Source organism: Arachnia propionica (assembly GCF_900637725.1).
Lineage (GTDB): Bacteria > Actinomycetota > Actinomycetes > Propionibacteriales > Propionibacteriaceae > Arachnia > Arachnia propionica.
In genome coordinates, this window is sequence record NZ_LR134406.1 from 2,800,497 (window position 1) to 2,818,952 (window position 18,456).

The 18,456-nt window shown below is 62.4% G+C and carries 20 protein-coding genes; 10 read left to right on the top strand and 10 right to left on the bottom strand.

Annotation, left to right across the window (positions count from 1 at the left end; all coding sequences use genetic code 11):
- The first annotated feature begins 29 nt into the window (after nt 1–29).
- On the top strand, nt 30–311 hold the full coding sequence (locus tag EL272_RS12585) for a Fic family protein (RefSeq protein WP_126409458.1): 282 nt from the start codon (nt 30–32) through the stop codon (nt 309–311).
- 58 nt (nt 312–369) lie between these two features.
- Here EL272_RS12585 and EL272_RS12590 read toward each other — a convergent pair whose 3' ends face one another.
- From EL272_RS12590 to EL272_RS12600, 3 genes are all read right to left on the bottom strand, one after another.
- A complete protein-coding gene (locus EL272_RS12590) occupies nt 370–624 on the bottom strand; it encodes a Txe/YoeB family addiction module toxin (protein WP_061788152.1) in 255 nt (84 codons plus the stop codon).
- A gap of 1 nt (nt 625) precedes the next feature.
- The gene (locus EL272_RS12595; RefSeq protein WP_014847591.1) at nt 626–877 is read right to left on the bottom strand and encodes a type II toxin-antitoxin system Phd/YefM family antitoxin; all 252 of its coding nucleotides are present in this window, start codon (nt 875–877) and stop codon (nt 626–628) included.
- 177 nt (nt 878–1,054) lie between these two features.
- Nucleotides 1,055–1,639 (bottom strand): TetR/AcrR family transcriptional regulator, encoded by a 585-nt coding sequence (locus EL272_RS12600; RefSeq protein WP_014847592.1) that lies wholly within the window; start codon nt 1,637–1,639, stop codon nt 1,055–1,057.
- A gap of 70 nt (nt 1,640–1,709) precedes the next feature.
- Here EL272_RS12600 and EL272_RS12605 point away from each other — a divergent pair, with 70 nt between their 5' ends.
- Nucleotides 1,710–2,939, top strand: coding sequence for an MFS transporter (locus tag EL272_RS12605; protein WP_061788153.1), 1,230 nt, complete (start codon nt 1,710–1,712; stop codon nt 2,937–2,939).
- Here the strand turns inward: EL272_RS12605 and EL272_RS12610 are convergent.
- The gene (locus EL272_RS12610) at nt 2,926–3,879 is read right to left on the bottom strand and encodes an NmrA/HSCARG family protein (protein ID WP_014847594.1); all 954 of its coding nucleotides are present in this window, start codon (nt 3,877–3,879) and stop codon (nt 2,926–2,928) included. The two genes, EL272_RS12605 and EL272_RS12610, sit on opposite strands and share 14 nt — an antisense overlap.
- 121 nt (nt 3,880–4,000) lie before the next feature.
- Here EL272_RS12610 and EL272_RS12615 point away from each other — a divergent pair, with 121 nt between their 5' ends.
- From EL272_RS12615 to EL272_RS12630, 4 genes are all read left to right on the top strand, one after another.
- Complete coding sequence (locus EL272_RS12615) at nt 4,001–4,384, top strand: winged helix-turn-helix transcriptional regulator (RefSeq protein ID WP_014847595.1); 384 nt, start codon at nt 4,001–4,003, stop codon at nt 4,382–4,384.
- Nucleotides 4,385–4,459: 75 nt separating this feature from the next.
- Complete coding sequence (locus tag EL272_RS12620) at nt 4,460–5,494, top strand: DUF2330 domain-containing protein (protein WP_061788154.1); 1,035 nt, start codon at nt 4,460–4,462, stop codon at nt 5,492–5,494.
- A gap of 318 nt (nt 5,495–5,812) precedes the next feature.
- On the top strand, nt 5,813–6,115 hold the full coding sequence (locus EL272_RS12625) for a hypothetical protein (protein ID WP_061788155.1): 303 nt from the start codon (nt 5,813–5,815) through the stop codon (nt 6,113–6,115).
- Entirely contained in the window at nt 6,112–6,999 is an 888-nt protein-coding gene (locus EL272_RS12630; RefSeq protein WP_061788156.1) for a sigma-70 family RNA polymerase sigma factor, read from the top strand. Before EL272_RS12625 ends, EL272_RS12630 begins: the two co-directional genes overlap by 4 nt.
- Nucleotides 7,000–7,349: 350 nt before the next feature.
- Here the strand turns inward: EL272_RS12630 and EL272_RS12635 are convergent, their stop codons facing one another.
- The 3 genes from EL272_RS12635 to EL272_RS12650 all read right to left on the bottom strand — a co-directional run bounded on the left by EL272_RS12635 (nt 7,350) and on the right by EL272_RS12650 (nt 10,011).
- Nucleotides 7,350–7,757 (bottom strand): type II toxin-antitoxin system VapC family toxin, encoded by a 408-nt coding sequence (locus EL272_RS12635; RefSeq protein ID WP_061788157.1) that lies wholly within the window; start codon nt 7,755–7,757, stop codon nt 7,350–7,352.
- A complete protein-coding gene (locus tag EL272_RS15330; protein WP_159424569.1) occupies nt 7,754–7,900 on the bottom strand; it encodes a hypothetical protein in 147 nt (48 codons plus the stop codon). The genes EL272_RS12635 and EL272_RS15330 overlap by 4 nt, the downstream gene beginning before the upstream one ends.
- A 602-nt stretch (nt 7,901–8,502) precedes the next feature.
- The gene (locus tag EL272_RS12650) at nt 8,503–10,011 is read right to left on the bottom strand and encodes an ApeA N-terminal domain 1-containing protein (protein ID WP_073970104.1); all 1,509 of its coding nucleotides are present in this window, start codon (nt 10,009–10,011) and stop codon (nt 8,503–8,505) included.
- Between the two features lie 1,443 nt (nt 10,012–11,454).
- Between EL272_RS12650 and EL272_RS15910 the strand changes: the two genes are divergently transcribed.
- The 3 genes from EL272_RS15910 (at nt 11,455) to EL272_RS12660 (ending at nt 13,024) form a co-directional block, all read left to right on the top strand.
- On the top strand, nt 11,455–11,580 hold the full coding sequence (locus EL272_RS15910) for a hypothetical protein (protein ID WP_255265834.1): 126 nt from the start codon (nt 11,455–11,457) through the stop codon (nt 11,578–11,580).
- A gap of 50 nt (nt 11,581–11,630) precedes the next feature.
- Complete coding sequence (locus tag EL272_RS12655) at nt 11,631–12,176, top strand: Fic family protein (RefSeq protein WP_126409460.1); 546 nt, start codon at nt 11,631–11,633, stop codon at nt 12,174–12,176.
- 314 nt (nt 12,177–12,490) lie between these two features.
- On the top strand, nt 12,491–13,024 hold the full coding sequence (locus EL272_RS12660) for a DUF4242 domain-containing protein (RefSeq protein WP_061788159.1): 534 nt from the start codon (nt 12,491–12,493) through the stop codon (nt 13,022–13,024).
- Nucleotides 13,025–13,243: 219 nt separating this feature from the next.
- Here the strand turns inward: EL272_RS12660 and EL272_RS12665 are convergent, their stop codons facing one another.
- The 3 genes from EL272_RS12665 to EL272_RS12675 form a co-directional block, all read right to left on the bottom strand.
- Entirely contained in the window at nt 13,244–14,077 is an 834-nt protein-coding gene (locus EL272_RS12665) for a hypothetical protein (RefSeq protein WP_126409462.1), read from the bottom strand.
- Nucleotides 14,070–15,143 (bottom strand): redox-regulated ATPase YchF, encoded by a 1,074-nt coding sequence (gene ychF / locus EL272_RS12670; protein WP_061788160.1) that lies wholly within the window; start codon nt 15,141–15,143, stop codon nt 14,070–14,072. Before ychF ends, EL272_RS12665 begins: the two co-directional genes overlap by 8 nt.
- Before the next feature lie 447 nt (nt 15,144–15,590).
- Nucleotides 15,591–16,862: a M18 family aminopeptidase gene (locus EL272_RS12675; RefSeq protein ID WP_082793902.1), complete on the bottom strand. Its 1,272-nt coding sequence runs from the start codon at nt 16,860–16,862 to the stop codon at nt 15,591–15,593.
- Nucleotides 16,863–17,011: 149 nt separating this feature from the next.
- On the opposite strand from EL272_RS12675, the gene EL272_RS12680 reads away from it, so the two are divergent.
- Entirely contained in the window at nt 17,012–18,199 is a 1,188-nt protein-coding gene (locus tag EL272_RS12680; protein WP_061788161.1) for a DNA recombination protein RmuC, read from the top strand.
- The last annotated feature ends 257 nt before the right edge of the window (nt 18,200–18,456 follow it).

Below are 18,456 nucleotides of genomic sequence, written 5' to 3' on the forward strand. Positions count from 1 at the left end.
ATCCCCCGGCCCGCTGGACCCTGGCTCTCGTGGAGGCGACGGATAGCCTACGAGGCACCGTGGAGCACGACATCCGCCGGATCCGGCCGAAACTCCCCGCCGGGGAACTGACCCGTCTGCTCTTCACGCAGCCCTATCTTCGAATAGCGAACGTGGTGGAAGCGGGACTGGCCCAGCGGCAGACGGCGTCCAAATGGCTGAATGAGCTGGCCACCACCGGCCTGATCGCCAAGGAGAAGATCGGCCGAAACGTCGTCTACATCAATCAGAAGCTGCTGAACGAACTGTTCACAACTCCCCTACCGGATTAGGCGGCCTCGCCTGAGCGGCCCACGCAACTGAGGTCGCTCCGATCTCGAGATGCTGGACTCAGTAGTGGTACCGGGCCTGGAGGATCACCAGGTCGTCGCCGTCGACGAGATACACGAGCCGGTGCTCCTCCGTGATGCGACGCGACCAAGCCCCGGGTGCCCCATACCTGAGTTGTTCGGGTTTCCCGATCCCACCGGAGGGATCGCGGAGGCAGGTGTCGATGAGCGCGTTGATCCGCTTGAGAATCCGGCTATCCGCGGCCTGCCAGTACGTGTAATCCTCCCAGGCCGAGGGATCCCACGCCAGGCGCACCTCAGTCCTCCCGGATGAGATCGTGTTCCTCGCTCCGTCCTTCCCGGGCCCTCTCGTAGGCGTCGAGCAGCCTTCGGGCATTGGCGGGGGAACGGAACAGGTAGGCCGTCTCCTGCCACGCGGCGTATTCATCGGCGGACATGAGAACGGCGTTCCCCTTGCGGGAAACGATCTCGACGGCAGTGCGATCGTCGTTGACCTGCTCGATGAGCGGGAACAACGTCCTGCGGGCCTCGCTGGCGCTGATGGACACGGCCACCCCTCCCCTGAAAGTGGTACGGATAAACGGTACCAGTCATTGCGCTTCGTTGCCGTTTTCCCTGCACGCCCACAAGGCCCTGGAGGAGGAATCACGGTTGCGCAGCACTCAACGCCGCATATCACCCCTGGAAGAGCAGAATCGGCGTTGAGTGCTGCGCAACCGGGTCGGTCACAGTCCGTTGATGGTGGTTTCGATCATGCTCAGGGCCTGTCGCTCGAAGGCGGGATCCGGGTTGACGAGCATGTGGATGGCGAGCCCGTCCACCAGCCCGTGCAGGAGCGTTGTCGCCCCTTCGACGTCGAGGTCCGGAGCGGTGAGCCCGGCCCGGTGAAGGTGGGCGATCATGTGGCGGCAGGCGTCCCGGACCGTTGCGTGGGCCACATCCAGGACCTCCTTGACGCGCTCATCACCGGGGGCCTCGGCTATGAGCGCAACGTTGACCTCCATCTCGGCCCGCCGTTCGGCGTCGAGGGGCAGAAGTTCCTTGATGACGGCGAGGACTAGCGCACGCGGATCCGGTTCGTACAGATGTTCCTCGATCCGCCCCTGCGCGCGCCGCCCCACCAGCTCCATGGCATGCACGAGCAGATCGGCCTTGCTGGGAAAGACATGCCTGAGCGAGCCGGTGGAGATCCCGGCCTCCGCCGCGACGGTGCGGATGGAGACCCCGCTGATGCCCTGGGCGTGGATCACCCGCCAGGTCGCCTCGGCGATCTCCTCTCGGCGACGGTCGTGATCAATGAGCTTGGGCATCCTCCATGGTAGCGCATTCGTGTTACCATAACTTTTACTAGCACGATCGTATTAACAACTTGGAGGGTCGATGTCTTCTTCCGACACCCCGGCACCGCCGCGGGAACGCCAGACACTGAACGGCGCGATACTCGCCAGCGGCGTGGATCAGGCCATCCAGTTCGTTCTTCCCCTGTTCGCCGGCGCGGTGCTCGGCCTGCCCCCGTGGCAGACCGGAATGCTGGTCGCGGCGAACGCGCTGGCGACGTTCATGATTCGCCCGTTCGCCGGCGTGGTCGTGGACCGCGCGGATCGTGGTGTCATCGCCGGCGCAGGTGCAGGGGTGTTCGCTGTCGGGTGCGGGCTCTACGCCCTGGCGACGGGCCTGCCGCTGGCGCTGATCGCCGCGACCGTGACCGGGGTGGCCGAGGCCTTCTTGTGGGTGGCGATCCGGGCGATCATCGGCGAGCGCCTGCCCGAGGACTCGGGCGTGTTCGCGAAGCTGGTGGCCGCGGAAGAAACCGGGGGCTGGGTGATCATGGTGCCCGCAATCATTCTGCTGTCCGCCGCCGGATACCAATGGATGTTCACCGGCGTCGCCGCCTGCTGCCTCGCGGCCGCCCTGGAATTTCTCAGCCTGCCGCGACGCGACGTGCCAGACGACGCGCTCGCAGGCGCGGAACTGTCGGGCACGTCACTTCGGGGACTCGGCGCCAGACTGCGACCGATGCTCGCGGCCGTGGTGGTCACGATGACCGCGGAAACGACGATCAGCCTGCTGCTGATCCTGCACCTGCAGCGCAGATTCCATCTAGGGGCGGTGCAGGTCGCCTACGTGTTCCTGCCCGGAGCCGTCGCGATGAGTTTCCTCCCGCCCCATCTACACCGCTTGGTCGTGCGGTTCGGCCGCCGCAGGATGCTGATGCTCGGTTCCGTGGCGAGCGCGCTGTTCGCCGTCGGCCTCGCCTTTGCGCCGAGTCCCCCGTGGATCGCGGCGCTCTGGGTGCTCTCCGCGGTCACCTGGTCCTGCGTGATTCCGGTGGAACAGTCCGTGATCGCCGAGGCTGCGGGCAGCACGCATCTCGGTCGCGGGTTGGGTCTCTACGAGGCGGCATGTCTCGCCGGGGCGACCATTGGTTCCCTCGCCGCCGGTTTCCTCTACGAATCGGGAAGCTGGCTGCTGGCCTGTGCCGCGTGTGCGGTGATCATCTTCTCCGGCGCCGTCTTGGTCCCGGCCGCGGTGAAACGCCTCGGCGTCGCCGACCACCCCGCGCCACCAAGCGATGACCTTTTCGGCCCGACGTCACCTACGAGGCGTTGAAGGACGTGCGCTTCCCTTGCCAGCCGGTCGCACGCAGGAACTGTTCCCATGTGAGGGCTTCCGGGGTGATGCGACGACTCCATTCCAGGTCGCGCCCCAGCCTGAAATAGCCGTGGTCCACGGCGTAGTTCACCATGCCCAGGAGCTCTTTCATCTGCAGTTCGTCCGAAGCGAATTCGGGAAACCAGCGGAGCAGTCCGTCGCGCGTGAATGCATTGCGATACTCGGCTCTTATTCCGGTGACCCGTTGGAAGGTCTCCACCATTTCCCGCGGTGAGATGATGTCCCCCACCAGCGGGAGGGTCTCTCCTTGGTAGAGCTCGGGGTGCGTGAGGATTTCGAGGACAGCCGGACCTGTCGCGGTCAGTGGATCCACGAAGGGCGCACGGAAATCCTCGGGCAGGTAGATGGGCAGCAGGAGAACGTCGTCTTCCATGCGTGGCACGTAGTATTCCAGCAGGTTGGTGTAGAAGAAGGCCAGCATCACGAAGGTGTGCGCGACGGGCAGTGTGCGGATGTGGTCTGCGATCCGCGCCTTGTCGGTGAAGTGCGGAGCGAACAGCTTGCCGCCCGAGATTTCATCCACGTTTTCAAGGGTGCTGAAGACGATGTGCTCGACGCCCGCCCGCACTGCCGCGTCCGCCAGTCGGCATCCCAGCTCGAACTCGCACGAGTTCTCCGGAGGCGTGGGTGGGGTCACGAGGAAGGCGTTCCGCGCGCCCGTGAAAGCGGCGAACCATTCGTCGTCATGCCCCGGCTCCAGCGGGGCCGCGGCGACATCTGCGCCCAGCCGCGCGAGTTCCCGCGCCTGCGGGGACGACGGATCTCGGGTGAGCGCGCGCACCCGGAAGCGCCCGTCGGCCAGCAGCGTCCTCACGACGCTGCGACCCTGTTTGCTGGTGCCGCCCGCGACGGCGACGAGTGGTGCGGTGGAGGTCATGGTGTTTCTCCCTTGCGTGATGAGCGGTAGGGTCGTGTACGAATTTCAGTGTGGGACCACGGATCCCCGCGATCAAGAACTATCCTTTCCAATACCACCTCGACGACGGCAGGAGCACGGCGTGAAACTGGAATGCGTCAGCGATTTCGTGAGCCTGGGAGAAAAGACGTATCCCTGCCCGATCAGTGTCGCAATGGATCTGGTGGGCGGCAAATGGAAAGCCATCATCATCTACCATCTGAAGAACGGTCCGAAACGTTTCGGCGAATTGCGTCGTGCACTCATTTCGAGCACAGAAACCGTGCTGAGCAACCAGCTCAAACAGTTGGAGCAGGACGGCCTCGTATCGCGGCAGGTCTTCGGAACCAAACCGCCCCTGAAAACGGTGTATTCGCTCACCGATTTCGGGCGCACCTTCCTGCCCGCGCTGAACGCCCTGACCCAGTGGGGCAATCAGGTGGTGAGCGAGCGGGGACGCTTCGGGCCGGCGCATCCACTTCCCTGATCCCGGTTCTCTCCGCCACATCCTGCGCACCGATTACGGACCGGGATGAACCGACCGCCTAATACCCTGATCCTCGTGAAGAACGCTCTCCGCATCTGCCTGGGTCTGCTGTTCATCGTCGCGACCTCCTGGTTGCCGACCCCAGCGCAGGCGTGCGCGTGCGGGGCCCTGGTGACCGACTCGGAGGCGAACATCAATGCGGAGACCGCGTTCGTGGTGATGAACGACGGGCGGGAGCGCATTGACATGGTGATGCACCTCGATGGTGAGGCTTCCACAGCGGCCTGGATCATGCCGCTGCCTCCTGGGGGAAAGGTCAGCCTGGGTGACAAGGACGTCTTCGGCCGGCTCAAGGAACTGACCAAACCTCGCCCCCGGTACGTGCCACAGTTCCTGCCCGGCTCCAAGGACGGAGGACCACAATCCGGGGTTGGTGGGCCCAAGGAGGGAGCGGCCCCCGGGGTTCAGGTCGTCGATGTCCAGACGGTGGGGCCGTTCGAGGTGACCACCCTGCAGGGCACCAGCGCCGCCGCGGTCAATGAGTGGCTGGAGACCAACGGGTTCCCGGCCCGAAAAGAGGTGGAAACAACTTTTCAGGAGTATCTCGACGCCGGCTGGCAGATCACCGCGACCCGGTTGACGCCCGGCGGTGACTCGGCGGCGCTGTCGAGCGGCCTGGACTCGCTGCGCATGGAGTTCCCCACCGATGAGCCGATCTATCCCATCAAGTTGTCACAGCATGCCCAGACGCGCCAAGGGGTGAAGCTCTTCGTGCTGGCGGATCACCGCATGGATGCGCAGGGACCGACCTCGTACTCACACGACCTGAACGTCAAGTTCGCCGGGAAGGTCCCGGCGAATGAGCTGGGCCTCGGCGATGGTGAACGCTACCTGACTGCGGTGGAGGGCAACTTCATGCCGACGGAGATCACCGATGACATCCGCTTCGCCCAGGCCGATTCCGACGAGGAATACGTGTCCACCTACGACGTCGACATCCCCGTCTGGAAGGCCTACCCGGCACTGTTGTTGGTCGGGGTCCTCGCATGGCTGATCATCCGCAGGTACCGCAGAACACGAATGGCAGAACTCGTTCACGGCCGCTCGTGACCTTGTCCTAACCGATGGAAAACCACACTCGAGTGTGCCAAATACCTTGTCAGTCGGCCGTGGACGCTGCCGACGTGAAGGCCAGGCGCGCTGACGTAGGCGCCGGATGTCGTGTGGCTCTCGGTCGCATCAACGCCATCGCCATCATGCATTCAAGTCGAACAGCGACGTGACTCCTGCCCACATCCCAGTCCGCCATTCCTCTCTGCTGCTGGGCGGCCGGAACGACAACGCAGGAGGTCACGTTTGGATGTGCCGGCGCGTCACAGGGGTAGACGGGAAAACGTCCTGTCCCCTACGACAAGGAGATGATTCCACATGCAGCGAGTGATCGAGTTCACGACCGACACGTTTGGCGCCGAGAAGATCGAGTCAGCCCTCCGAGCGGCATTCGACGTCTTGGCCGAGGAATGTCCGGACGGGGTACGGCTGGCCTATTGGAAGGTGCAGGGCACCAGCCGGTTCGTCGCACTGATCGATCTGGATGACGAGCGGAACAACCCGTTGCTGTCCCTGGACGCAACGGCGGCGTTGCCGAAGGTGATCAGATCCCATGTCGAGAGCGGTTACCCGATGCCGCAGCCGGTCGAGCTGATCGGTAGTTACGGTTTCGCTCTGTGAACTCCCAGCAGAAGCCGGACGTCTTTGCCTCGCAGCGGGATCACCTGCGGGCCTTGGCGTTCCGGCTGCTGGGCCACGAAGCCGATGCCGATGATGTGGTGCAGGAGGCCTGGCTCCGCTACGACCGCACCGACCTGCATGAGGTCACCAACGTGGAAGCCTGGCTCACCACGGTCGTCACGCGGCTTTGCTTGGATGTGATGCGGCGACGCCGCGCCACCATTCCGGTCGATGCCCTCGCCGAGCGCCCGGGGAATGAGCTCTCACCGGAGGCTACCGTCGAGCTGGCCCGTGACGTCGAGACCGCACTCGAGGTCGTGGTGGCCGAGTTGAGTCCACCACAACGGGTCGCGCTGATCCTGCACGACGTGTTCGGTTTCACATTCACCGAGATCGGAGGAATCCTGGGAACCAGCGAACCGGCCGCGAGGCGTCAGGCCAGCCGCGCCCGCAGCCGCATCCGTCACCGCGACGAGGTTCCCGCCACCGATGCTTCAACGACACGGCAGCTGGTCGCAGCGTTTCTCGCCGCTGCCCAGCGGGGCGATGTCGATGGTCTGGTGGCCGTCCTCCATCCCGAAGTGGTTCGCACGGCCGACCCGCAGGCTCTCCCTGCTGGCGGCCCACTGCGCATCACGGGTGCCGACCGCGTGATTGTGGAAACCGCTGCGTTGCGAGCCAATGCGTTGGATGCGCATGTGCACGACTTGGTGGGAGGACCGGTCATCATGGTCGGAGATCCGATGCGACCCCGCCTGATCCTCACGTTCACCATTCGTGATGGCAGGATTCGCTCCTACGACGTGATCGCCGATCCGCAACGACTCAGCGCCATTCTCAAGGCAGGAAAGTCCCGAGGACAGGCATCCCGGGAAGCCCATTGAACGGCACGAAAACGCCACGATGAGCATCCCTTCACGGGAGATTCTCGAAGATTCGGTCACCGAGGATCCTGAAAATTTCTGTCACCTCCGCGACATACAGTTGAGCTCATCCAATCGGACCGGAAGGACCTCGACATGACCTCCCTGTCTCCGCGGTCCTTTCTCCCCGGATCTCGTCGCCTGCCTTGAACGAGCCGATGAGTTGATGGGACAGAAGCCCGGGCTCGCCCGCGACCTCCTCCTGGACACGGCTGCCGAACTCAGCATGTCCGATCCGTGCCTCGTTCCCCCGTTCCTCGAGGAGGCGCCCGGATCGCGCTCCACTGCTTTTCCTGCTCGATCGCCGGCCTTCACACGTGCGCTGTTCCAGGTGCGATCACCTGGAGCCCCACGGCCCTGGCCGCCTTGCCGAGCCTGTGGTCGTAGGTGAGAACCGCGGTGGCATCGAGTCGCATCGCCGCTTCGAGGTGCAACGCATCGCGAGTCCGCAGGTATGGCATGGGCAGCAGACCCGCTCCGCGGTAAACCGCCCGGTCAAGAGCGGCCAGCCCAACCCCGTCGAGAATCCGGGTCACGGCACCCTGATCGATCCCCTCTCTGACTGCGATGCGACGCAGCTCGGTTTCGAGCAGATCGCTGGAAACCAGCAGGTCCGTGGTCTGGTCGAGCCACTCGACCAGAGCATTGCTCTCGGGTTGTTCGATCAGCAGGGCGCCGAGGGCAGACGTGTCGACGTACACGATCGCGCTCGGGGTCACAGGCTGTCCTCACGCAGCTCGTCGAGAATCTCCGAGAGACTCCTCGTGTCAGTTTTCCGCGCGATTCCCAACTCCGCCCACCCTCCCCGACGCCGCGCCGGGCGGACGATTCGCAACGTGGGCTCGGGCTCGGCGTCACTCATGGCACACAAGCGTAGCGCTCGTGCTACAAGACGCTGTGGCGCTTTTTAATTCGCCCCCCAGGGCCAATCGTCGGTGGAGGCCCGCAGCAATCCCGTCTGGCGTTGCACACCGGCGAGCGGCACCAGTGCACAACGCCTGGGCCTCAATCGTCGGGTCAGCAGGCACGGCAGGCCCTACCGTTTCCAGCACCGCGCCATGGAGACGTACCTCACCTCAAATTGGCCTCCATGAGGGTCGCTTTGGTTTCTGACGAACCTCCCGACTTACTTGCGCAGGTGATTTCATTTAGCGAGAGCGAATCTCCCTGAAAGCAGATCACTAGGGACGCTTTGGATTACGTCCCACAAGGCGAATGACCGCTTTGAAGGGCCCTCCGCTTTTCTTCGATCCCAAATAATTTCCACCATGGTCATACTTGTCCCAAAGCTTCGAGATCGGATTGAACTTCTGAAATCTTCCACGAATCAATCCGCGACGGTGACCCCGCCCAGTATTCTTTGCCATCGCAACCCCCGCTTCCTTTCACACCCCCGACACACACCCATGCGAATCGGCTACGGCGGAGCGCATATTATCATTCACCCCTTGATTGGTCAAGAACTCAACAAATTAATTCATCACCGGATGACCTACCCGATGAACTAGACAGCCATTTCCGGGCCTCCTCGACGACCCCTCTGAACCAAGGGTGTCTTCGCACCAGGTCACACTGCCGATCAACAGGAACTTCGAGTTCACGAAGCAGATTAAGAATTACTACGATTTTGGTAATTTCTACGATAGCGGCTAGTTCCTCAATCGAATGACTCGACGTTCTTCCGTCGTGCGTCAAATTATTTCGCGCCTTCACGGCGCGCTTGACCCATTCATTCAGGTCAAACATGAACTCAGAGACCAGGCATTGATCAAGGCGTTCGACTAGCCCATTCAATCGATCTCGAAGCGTGGGGTCATTGCGAATCGCTCCTTTGAATCGGCCACGGTATTCCGGCGCTACCTGATTAAGCATGGCATTACGCATCTTCTTGAATTCTTCACTCGGAAACGGTTTCTTATCAATGCCAAGATAGCGATGCAATACTTCAGCTGCCCCCACGGCAGTCAAAAGGTTGTTTTCGACATAACGCATCGGAGCATAGCGCAGGCCCAGGATCATGTTGATTGCCGCTTGGAGTCGACCATATACGTCACACCAGCGCGGAACGACCTCTTCAAACGGAAGCGACTTGCATGTAAAGAAAACGCGGTCGCGATCGACAGCCTTGGCATCACACGCCCCGCGCTTAGAAGGAGCGTAAAGCACATAGGCACGCCTGTTCTGCTCTGGACAGTCAGCTGACATCGCCGAATCGGTCTCGGATTTCTCCACACGGAGCCAGATCAAGCCAGCAGCATGATTCGTAGCGAGCGAAATCAGGTCTTGCATCATACGCACCATCCTCTGCACCTTGTTCATCGAGAACGGGTCCACCGGAGTAATTCGCATGAAAGCCATGTCACTCATTCGCACTAAGTTCTTACCTTTGCGGCAATCCAAGGAAGGTATTATTGTGTGCTCATGAATCAGACAGAATTCATTCCCAGCAACCGCGACCGATCGGCTATCCACCGCTTCGACAGAGATGCTTGCTGTTCCGTCAAACCTACCTTCGCGCATCCCATAGGATCCGACAAAAACCGATGAATCGGCCCAGAGTACGAGATCATCTATTGACATTTCCATTCTTGAGAATACCGCTTCATCCTCATTATTGACATGCGCGCCAATAACCGCCGTCTTCGACGAAATTATTTGCTTATCCGGACTCTTGACTTGCGCACCAAAAACTGACACAGTTCTGGTCGCAATACACCCAAATAGAGTAATCCGCTTGCATTCAGCAACGCCGTGAATAACGTCCCATTCTCCACCTCCCCCATGGTGCACCTTTGAGACCGATTCGGAAATCGCCATACTTCGATCCTCAAATGCGCCAATAAGCAATAGCTCCAAGCTCCCTTCGCCATCATATCGGAGAATCCCAGGCACCTTTTTGTCCGGGTCTTCCACTAACCACCAAAGACCTGCCCACTCGGCGGACTCATCCAGATTCAGATGATCATTCACCATGATATACTCCTCATCATAACTCGAATTCACTAATCTTACTCACAGACAGCGCATCTTGGTGTCAAGTGGTGGAAGCAACGAGTAGGCGTTCGTATGCTTCGCGTGGAGTTGGGCCGCCCCAGGGCTGCTCTAGGGCGTCCACCCAAGCTCTTCGGCGATGGCGCCTGTGGTAGGGCTGGTGTGTGGTTATCCGGATGCTCTGTGGGTCAGAGGTATTCACAGATTCAGCCCGCCTGTGTTCTCGTTGGTTCCCCGTTCCCATGGAGAACGAGGACGAGACGAAGACACATCTTCAGGTCGGTTGCCAGGGTGAGCGTGGCATGACAGGTGCATCTCCGCAACCGCGATCCCAGGGCACGGAGACCCCGCATCACATCAGGGTGTGGTGTCGGTTGTGATCGACCAACACAACACACAAACCCTCAGATGCTCCTTCTCTCCGACGGGTAGAGCCAGGATCATCCACGGATCCGGGTGGTGCGCTCCACCAGGGTCGCCGCCGCTGAGGCGCCATAGGTTCCCGATTATCAGGTCACCCTCCCAGCGCCCTGGGACCCTACGAACAGCCACATCCTCAGGGGATGATCAACCAGTGCTGACCATCCCCACGATCGGATGGAGGCGCTCCCACCAGGTTGACGCGGCCGACCTCTGGTGCGCTTCGAACACAAGCATGACCCCATGACGGGCCAGATCCTGCTTGCCGGTAGGGGGTATAGAACCCTGGTGTAGACGGCCTCATGGGACACCAACTACTCCCTTCAGCGCTCGGAGAGCCCCTGCACAGATTCTCTAGACTGCCATCACAAGCCTCCGCCCGGAGTCCCCGCGACAATTTGGCGGGGTGTCCTGGAACGCTTCAGGACCTACCTGCACCCGAGCCTTGAAGACCCGATGCGGCATCGAATTTTACGGGTCTTTGGCCTGGACCGGCGTTTCTGGGCTTTCACATCAGCTGCCACACGGGCTGATACCCACACTTCCCGCCGTTGCGGCGTATCTCCCGAGATACCACCGACACCGATCCACACGATCCGGTCCGCAGTCCGCCGCAGCGAGCATCCCTCCTGTAGCCCCTTAGCGATAGCCGCCCGGTCCTGTACCGTCAACATACGCCGCACCAACAACCCCCTCCCCGACAAGCACTGTTGCTACGACCCTATGACACCGCCCATCAGCTAGAAGATTCCCCACCCGAAGCGCACTCGAAGGAATCCCTCGTGTTACGCAGTAACCATACGACAGATTCCAGAAACCAATTCCGAAGAAACGCCTCAACCGTGCCGTCGCGTCAATCACGATCCACGCTTACCGCGCGCAACCTCGCTGATTCAGCGCCCGCAACAGGACGACCCCCTGAGGTGACACAACGCCTGAATTCATGACACTTTAGATCTTAAGATATCATTAGAGACGGAAGAGCGATACTTTAGGGAGAGACGAGTGGGACGGTGGGTCACGCGCTCCTGGCAGAGCACCTACGACGGTGGTCTGCGCCGTCGAGACCGTCGCTCCGGCGAGTACGTTACCTACATCCCCGATCCCTCGTGGGTGCTGGTCTCGCGCTGACCCCTGAGACAGAAGGCTTGGCGGCTCAGGCGGAGGCCCGCGCGCGAGCCGTGAACGCATCACCAGATTTGGTGCGCATCGGGAGGTTTCTCCTGCGCAGCGAGGCGATCGCATCTTCCCGGATCGAGGGGATAGCACCATCGGCCCACAAGATTGCCCTGGCGGAACTGGGGCAGCAGGAGGAGATCAAGGGGCTGAGCGAGCAAGCCCGCTCCGTCGCGCACAACATGACGCTCGTACGCGGGGCCGTGGAGGAGCTCTCGGACTCCCGGCCCATGACATGTGAGCACCTGGTGGCTCTTCACCGCAGCCTGCTACCAGGTTCACCGGAACATCACGGCATCCGCGTGGTCCAGAACTGGTTGGGAGGTTCCTCGTACCAACCGCTGGATGCCGACTTCGTTCCCCCACCAGCCGACTCTCTCCCACCACTGATCGACGACCTCCTGGAATACCTCAACGGTGCAATCCACGGACGGGAAGCCGAACGGCAGTGCTGCACAGAGCACGCCTGGGACCGGACGCGATGCATGGATCGCGTTCTTCCTCAAAGCCGTCATGATCGCCTGCGATCAGGCGGAGCGGATTTCCGCTGAACTGGCCGATCTCCGGGAGCAGTGGAACGAGGACCTTCAGCACTGGACCAACCACAGGAACGCAAATCGCTCCCAGCGGAAAGATTTGACAGCGCTACGGATCCTAGAGGACCTGCCGGGCGCACCTGTCCTCACAATCACAACGGCTTCAAGAATCCATGGCATCTCGCGCACAGCCCGCATCCCGGACACTCGCAACGCAGCCACTGCGCTACGCCACCATGCTGGACTCCACTCTCAGGAGGACTGGGCAGGGGAATAATCCTGACGCCCGCAAGGTTGATGACCTACATACCCTACGGAAAGGAGCTGCCATGTCACTCCAGCTCTTCGAGCTTGTCCCTGCAACACCGTCCCGCGAGGCCGCCGAGACCCTCATCGCTCAGGTCTCCCAAGCCGTCGAGGCCGTCAGCGCCTCTGTCCTAGAATCGCAGGTCACCGCCAGCCACAAGCGCATCTTCACCGTCATCGAGCTCGCCTCCGACGACGCCGCCGGCCTGACCACCGCCGTCCGGAACGCCGTTTCCGATGCCGAGGTCACCGGCCCTGACGAGGTCCGCCTCGTGGGCGCCGAGCTGGAGGACGTACGCGCGCTGGCCCGCAAAGCCGACTACCTCGTGGAGTGGGATATCCCCGAGGAGATCTCCATGGAGACCTACCTGGCGCGGAAGAAGGCCAACTCCCCCAAGTACGCCCAGGTCCCGGAGGTGAGTTTCCTTCGCACCTACGTGCGTGAGGACACGGTCAAGTGCCTGTGCTTCTACGACGCCCCCGATGAGGACGCCGTGGTGCGTGCCCGGGAGGCCGTCTCCACCCCGATCGACCGCCTGCACGCCCTGGAAGGCTGAGGCGTCGAGGCGCAAAACGGTCGGCGTCAGACCCACTAACTGGTTGGGTCCGAGGCCGGCCAACATCCCTGATGCGTCGTGTCAAGATGGCGGCAAAGAGTGCACCGGGCCGGCGAAGGCGAAAACGGAGCGCACGAGCAGAAGCGGGGAAGCGGGATACCACGAGGCTTATTCACAGAATCCCGAAGATGATTCCTGTGAATAAGCCTTCAAGTCTTCCTATTCCTCCTCTGGCGGCGAAACACTAAATAGGAAACCGCGAAGATCATCAAAGCCTCTATCAGATCTATGATGCCTTGAGTCAGCGGATATAGCAATAAGTACCTGTCGGTTTTCGCCAACTACTTGCTCGCTAACCTCCACATCGAACCGCACTTCTTCACCTACAGCAACCGAGCCCCATCTCTCTCCCGGAAAATCGCCATACCAAATGCCATATTGATCCGCCCAAGTTGCATACCATCGTATTTCTTTACCGCGCGCAGTAGATGCTCTTCCATGAAAACTGAGCGGGTGTCCAACATCTATTCGGTAACACGAAACACTGCCAACCGAATCTGGCCTCTTTCCAGAACGACCGAATGAATCTACGAGCGATTCAATTATGGGGTAATATCTGGCAGCATTTTCGTTTGACGTGCGATACATCGAGACCTGATTCCGTAGCATACCGGAGACGCCCCGCACCAAGTCCTGTTCAAATTTCACAAGATCACGAGAGTGCGCCACAGAGTTCCGGAGCTTGCACATTAGAGACAGCAAAACTTTTGTCTGTTGCTCATCTTCAAAAACCGGTTCAAATTTTGACCAGTTATTTTGAATCAGTGAAACAAGTTTGTGAAGTTCTAGATAGTCAAGAAGATCATCAGACGCCTGGACACCTTCCTTCTTGTTCGCCTCCGTTCGACGTACTTTTTCCAGTCTTTTCAGCTGATCCGCATGGAGCTCTTCTTGCCAGTTCGGGAATACGGCACGGACTGCCAAACGCAGGGCAACTTCAACACCAGCCAGTGCGCTTGCGACCCCGTCTTCGAACCCACGCCCCTCACACATTGAACCGGAACTCCACGACATCGCCGTCCTGCATGACGTAGTCCTTGCCCTCCAGGCGCATCCTGCCGGCCGCCTTCGCCGCTGCTTCGGAGCCTGCCGCCACGAGGTCGTCGAAGCTGACGACCTGGGCCTTGATGAAGCCCTTCTGGAAGTCGGTGTGGATCACCCCCGCCGCTTCGGGGGCCGTCGCCCCCTGGGGGATGGTCCAGGCCCTGGCCTCCTTCGGGCCCGCCGTCAGGTAGGACTGGAGGCCGAGGGTTTCGTAGCCGACCCTGGCCAGCACATCGAGGCCCGGTTCCGTGATTCCCATCTCCTCCAGGAATGCGCGGCCCTCCTCCTCGTCCATCTCCACCAGTTCGGCCTCGAACTTCGCGTCGAGGAAGATCGCCTCGGACGGGGTGACGACCTGGCGCATGCGGTCCTTGAGGTCCTCGTCGGCCAGTTCGTCCTGATCGCAGTTGAACACGTACAGGAACGGTTTCGCGGTGAGCAGGAACAGGTCGCGCAGCAGCTCCATGTCCAGTCCCGAACCATGGATCCGTTTCCCGGATTCGAGAACCTCGACGGCCGCCTGCATGGCCTCCAGCTTCGGGCGCGACTCCTTCTTGATCCGCGCCTCCTTCTCCACGCGCGGCAGCGCCTTCTCCAGGCTCTGGAGGTCCGCGAGGATCAGTTCCGTGGTGATCGTGTCGATGTCGCCGGCCGGATCCACCTTTCCGTCGACGTGCGTCACGTCGACGTCCTCGAAGACGCGGGTCACCTGGCAGATGGCGTCGGCCTCACGGATGTTGGCGAGGAACGCGTTGCCCATGCCCTCACCCTTCGACGCCCCCCGGACAATGCCCGCGATGTCCACGAAACTCACGGTCGCGGGCACGATGCGCTGGGAGTCGAAGACCTTCGCCAGCACCGGCAACCGGGAATCCGGCACCCCCACCACACCGACGTTCGGTTCGATCGTCGCGAACGGATAGTTGGCCGCCAGCACGTCGTTGCGGGTCAGCGCGTTGAACAGGGTCGACTTGCCGGCGTTCGGGAGGCCGACGATTCCAATGGTGAGAGCCACGAGCGACGAGTCTACGGCACGCCACCCGGGAGGGGGCGGCGTCGTGCCGGCAAAAATATTTACGAACCTCTTGCGTTTCCCAAATACTGTGGGTTAGGGTTTCTTCAGTGAACGACACAGTTGGTCACAGGTGTTCAGGACCACCGTTACGCGCTCTGCCACAAGCGCTCGGCAGGCCCGCCGCACCGGCCTTTTTCTCTCCTTGGGCCGGGTTGCAGGCGGGCCTGCACACTGTTTCCAGGGGTTCCGCGGGTGTGAGCGCTGACCCGGTGCCACTTCGGGGGACAGCCGTGGGCGTGGGGACCAAGACGGCCGCCGGGTGGTTTCGACACGACCGGCTCGCTGTCGCTCGCTGGTCGGCTCAACCAACTTCAACCGGAATGGTTTCGACACACCCCACTCGTCGACGCTCGTGAGGCTCGACTCAACCGGATTCGGGGGAACCGGTCATCCCTCAAGGTAGGCGCGCAGCGCGGCGGCCAGATGGTGCGGGTCATCCACCCCGCACATCTCCCGGGCCGAGTGCATCGACAACAACCCGATGCCGACGTCCACCGTCACCATTCCCAGCCGCGTGGCGGTGATGGGGCCGATGGTGGAACCGCACGGCATCGCATTGTTGGACACGAACACCTGCGACGGCACCCCCGCAGCCTCGCAGGCCTGCAGCCACAGCGCCTCACCCACCGCGTCGGTGGCGTAACGCTGGTTGGCGTTGACCTTCAACATGGGGCCGCCGTTGGGAACGAGATCGACGTGCGGGTCGTGGTGCTGGGAGTAGTTGGGGTGAACCAGGTGCCCGGCGTCCGCCGAGACGCAGGAGCCGCGGGCGAGCAGCGCCTTCGTCGCGTCGAGATCACACCCTGCGACGGAGGCGATCCGCTCCAGCACGTCCTCGAGGAACGGCCCGGCCGCCCCGGAGCTGGTGGCGGAACCGATCTCCTCGTGGTCGAAGGCGGCCAGGACCACCAGGTCGTCGCCCTCGCCCAGGTCCTCGATGGCCGTCAATCCGGCGTGGGTGCTGGAGAGATTGTCCAGACGCGACGAGGCGAAGAACTCGTTGCGCAGCCCGAAACGAGCCGGAGGCTGTGAGAGGTAGGTGAACAGGTCGTGTCCCAGGACATCGCTGGACCTCACCCCGGCCTGTTCCGCGAGGGCCGCCAGCAGGTCGGGTTCGGCGTCGAGGGTGAAGACGGGCTGGGTGTGGGTCTGCCGATCGAGCCTGAGACCGTCATTGACCGACCGGTCCAGGTGAATGGCCAGCTGCGGGAGCCTGGCCACGGAGTCGAGATGCACCAGGTGCTGGGCGCCGTCGCGGGTGATGATGCGACCCGCGATGCCGAGTTCTCGGTCCAGCCACGAGTTCAGCAGCGCACCGCCGTAGATCTCGACGGCGATCTGACCCCACCCGCGGAAGGAGAAGCTGGCCTCGGGTTTGACCTTCAACGCCGGGGAATCGGTGTGGGCACCGACGACGCGCAGCCCGGTGGCCTCGTCGATGCGTTCTGGTTGTCGCCAAGCGATCACGGCGCCGTGTCGCACGACGAAGAACCGGCCGGCGCCCCGCGGGAACTGGTTCTTCTCGTCGACCGGGACGAAACCGGCATTGGCAAGGCGCGATGCCATGCTCGAGGCCGCGTGATAGCTCGTCGGGGAGGCCGTCACGAAAGCAGCCAGGTCATCCAAATGGGAAGAAGGAGTCGAGAACACGATTCCCATTCAACACCCCACCCCCGACAAAACCGTCCCCGCATGGGGGTGGGGACGCACGCAGTCGCCTCCGTTGAGGATGAACGCTCGCCGCCGCGTCCCCGCATGCGCGATGGGGTGCAGCAAAAAATGTCGGTGCCGTCTGCGACCCTTCCCTCATGGACACTTCCTCACTGCTCCTGGCCCTGGCGGCGCTGCTGGTCGGCGTGGCACTCGGTTTCCTGCTGTCCCGCCAGAGCGCCGCCACCCGAACGGCACGCGCCGAGGCCGAACGCGACGCCGCCGTCAAACGGGCCGCGGACGTCACCGCGGACCGCGAACAGCTCGCCCACCAGTTCCGGTCCTTGTCGGCGGATGCCTTGGAGAAGCAGACGAAACAGGCCGATCGCGCCGCAGAACTGCGCCTGACCCCGATATCCGAGGCGCTGCGGCAACTCCAGCAGCGACTGGCGGAGGTGGAAAACCAGCGCACCGCCCTGGCAGCGGAACTCAGGCAGCAGGTGGAGGGGGTCCGGGTTTCCGGCGAGGCGGTGCGGAAGGAAGCGGCGTCGCTGGCGACGGCGCTGCGGGCCCCTCACGTGCGGGGAGCCTGGGGTGAGTCCAGTCTGCGGCGGATCGCGGAGGTTGCGGGACTGGTGGAGCACTGCCATTTCGAGACCCAGACCAGCTACACCTCATCGGAGGGCAACCGGCTGCGCCCCGACATGCGCATCGACCTCGACGGGGGCAGAGCGGTGTTCGTGGATTCGAAGGTGCCCCTGTCGGCCGTGCTGGAGGCCTGCCAGGCAGAGGACGAGGAGGAACGCGCCGCGCACCTGCGGCGCTTCGTCAGACACGTCCGCACCCACATCGACCAGCTCTCCGCCAAGGAGTACTGGGCCCTCGACGCCGGCAGCCCCGAGTTCGTGGTGCTGTTCCTCGGCAGCGACGAGTTCTACCGCCTCGCCCTGGAACAGCAACCCACCCTGCACGAGTACGCCGCCGCCCGTCGGATCACCCTGGCAGGACCGGGCCTGCTGATCCCACTGCTGCAAATCATCTCTCACGGATGGCGGCAGTCACGGCTGGCGGAGTCGGCGACGAGAATCAGCGCGCTCGGACGTGAGCTGTACTCCCGGCTGGCGACCCTGGGAACGCACTTCGAAAAACTGGGGGCGTCCATCAACGGCACGGTCAAGAACTACAACGCCGCCATGGGCACGCTGGAATCGCGGGTGCTGGTCTCGGCGCGACGATTCCGGGCATTGGACGTCTCGATGGACGAACTGCCGCGCCTGAGCTCCGTCGACGAGGGGGTCCGGACCCCCGTAGCCCCCGAGTTGATGGGCCCTTCAGCAACGGAGTGAGAGGCACTCGAAGCCGATGGGGCTGGCCGCATGGAAACCGCCGTAAAGGTGTGCAGGGACCTGTGGCCGGGTCTGCTTTCAGGTGCCGGATGGTTTTGACACGGACCGCTCCTTCCTCACGCCCCGGCTCAACCGGTTTTGCCTTCCTGAAGAGTGACAGCGACCACGCGTGCGGCCGCCGTCGCATGCCCGACTTTCAGCGGCATACCGAATCCTCTGGGACATGTTCGGCAATGCGCACGAGAAGAGCAAGGGAC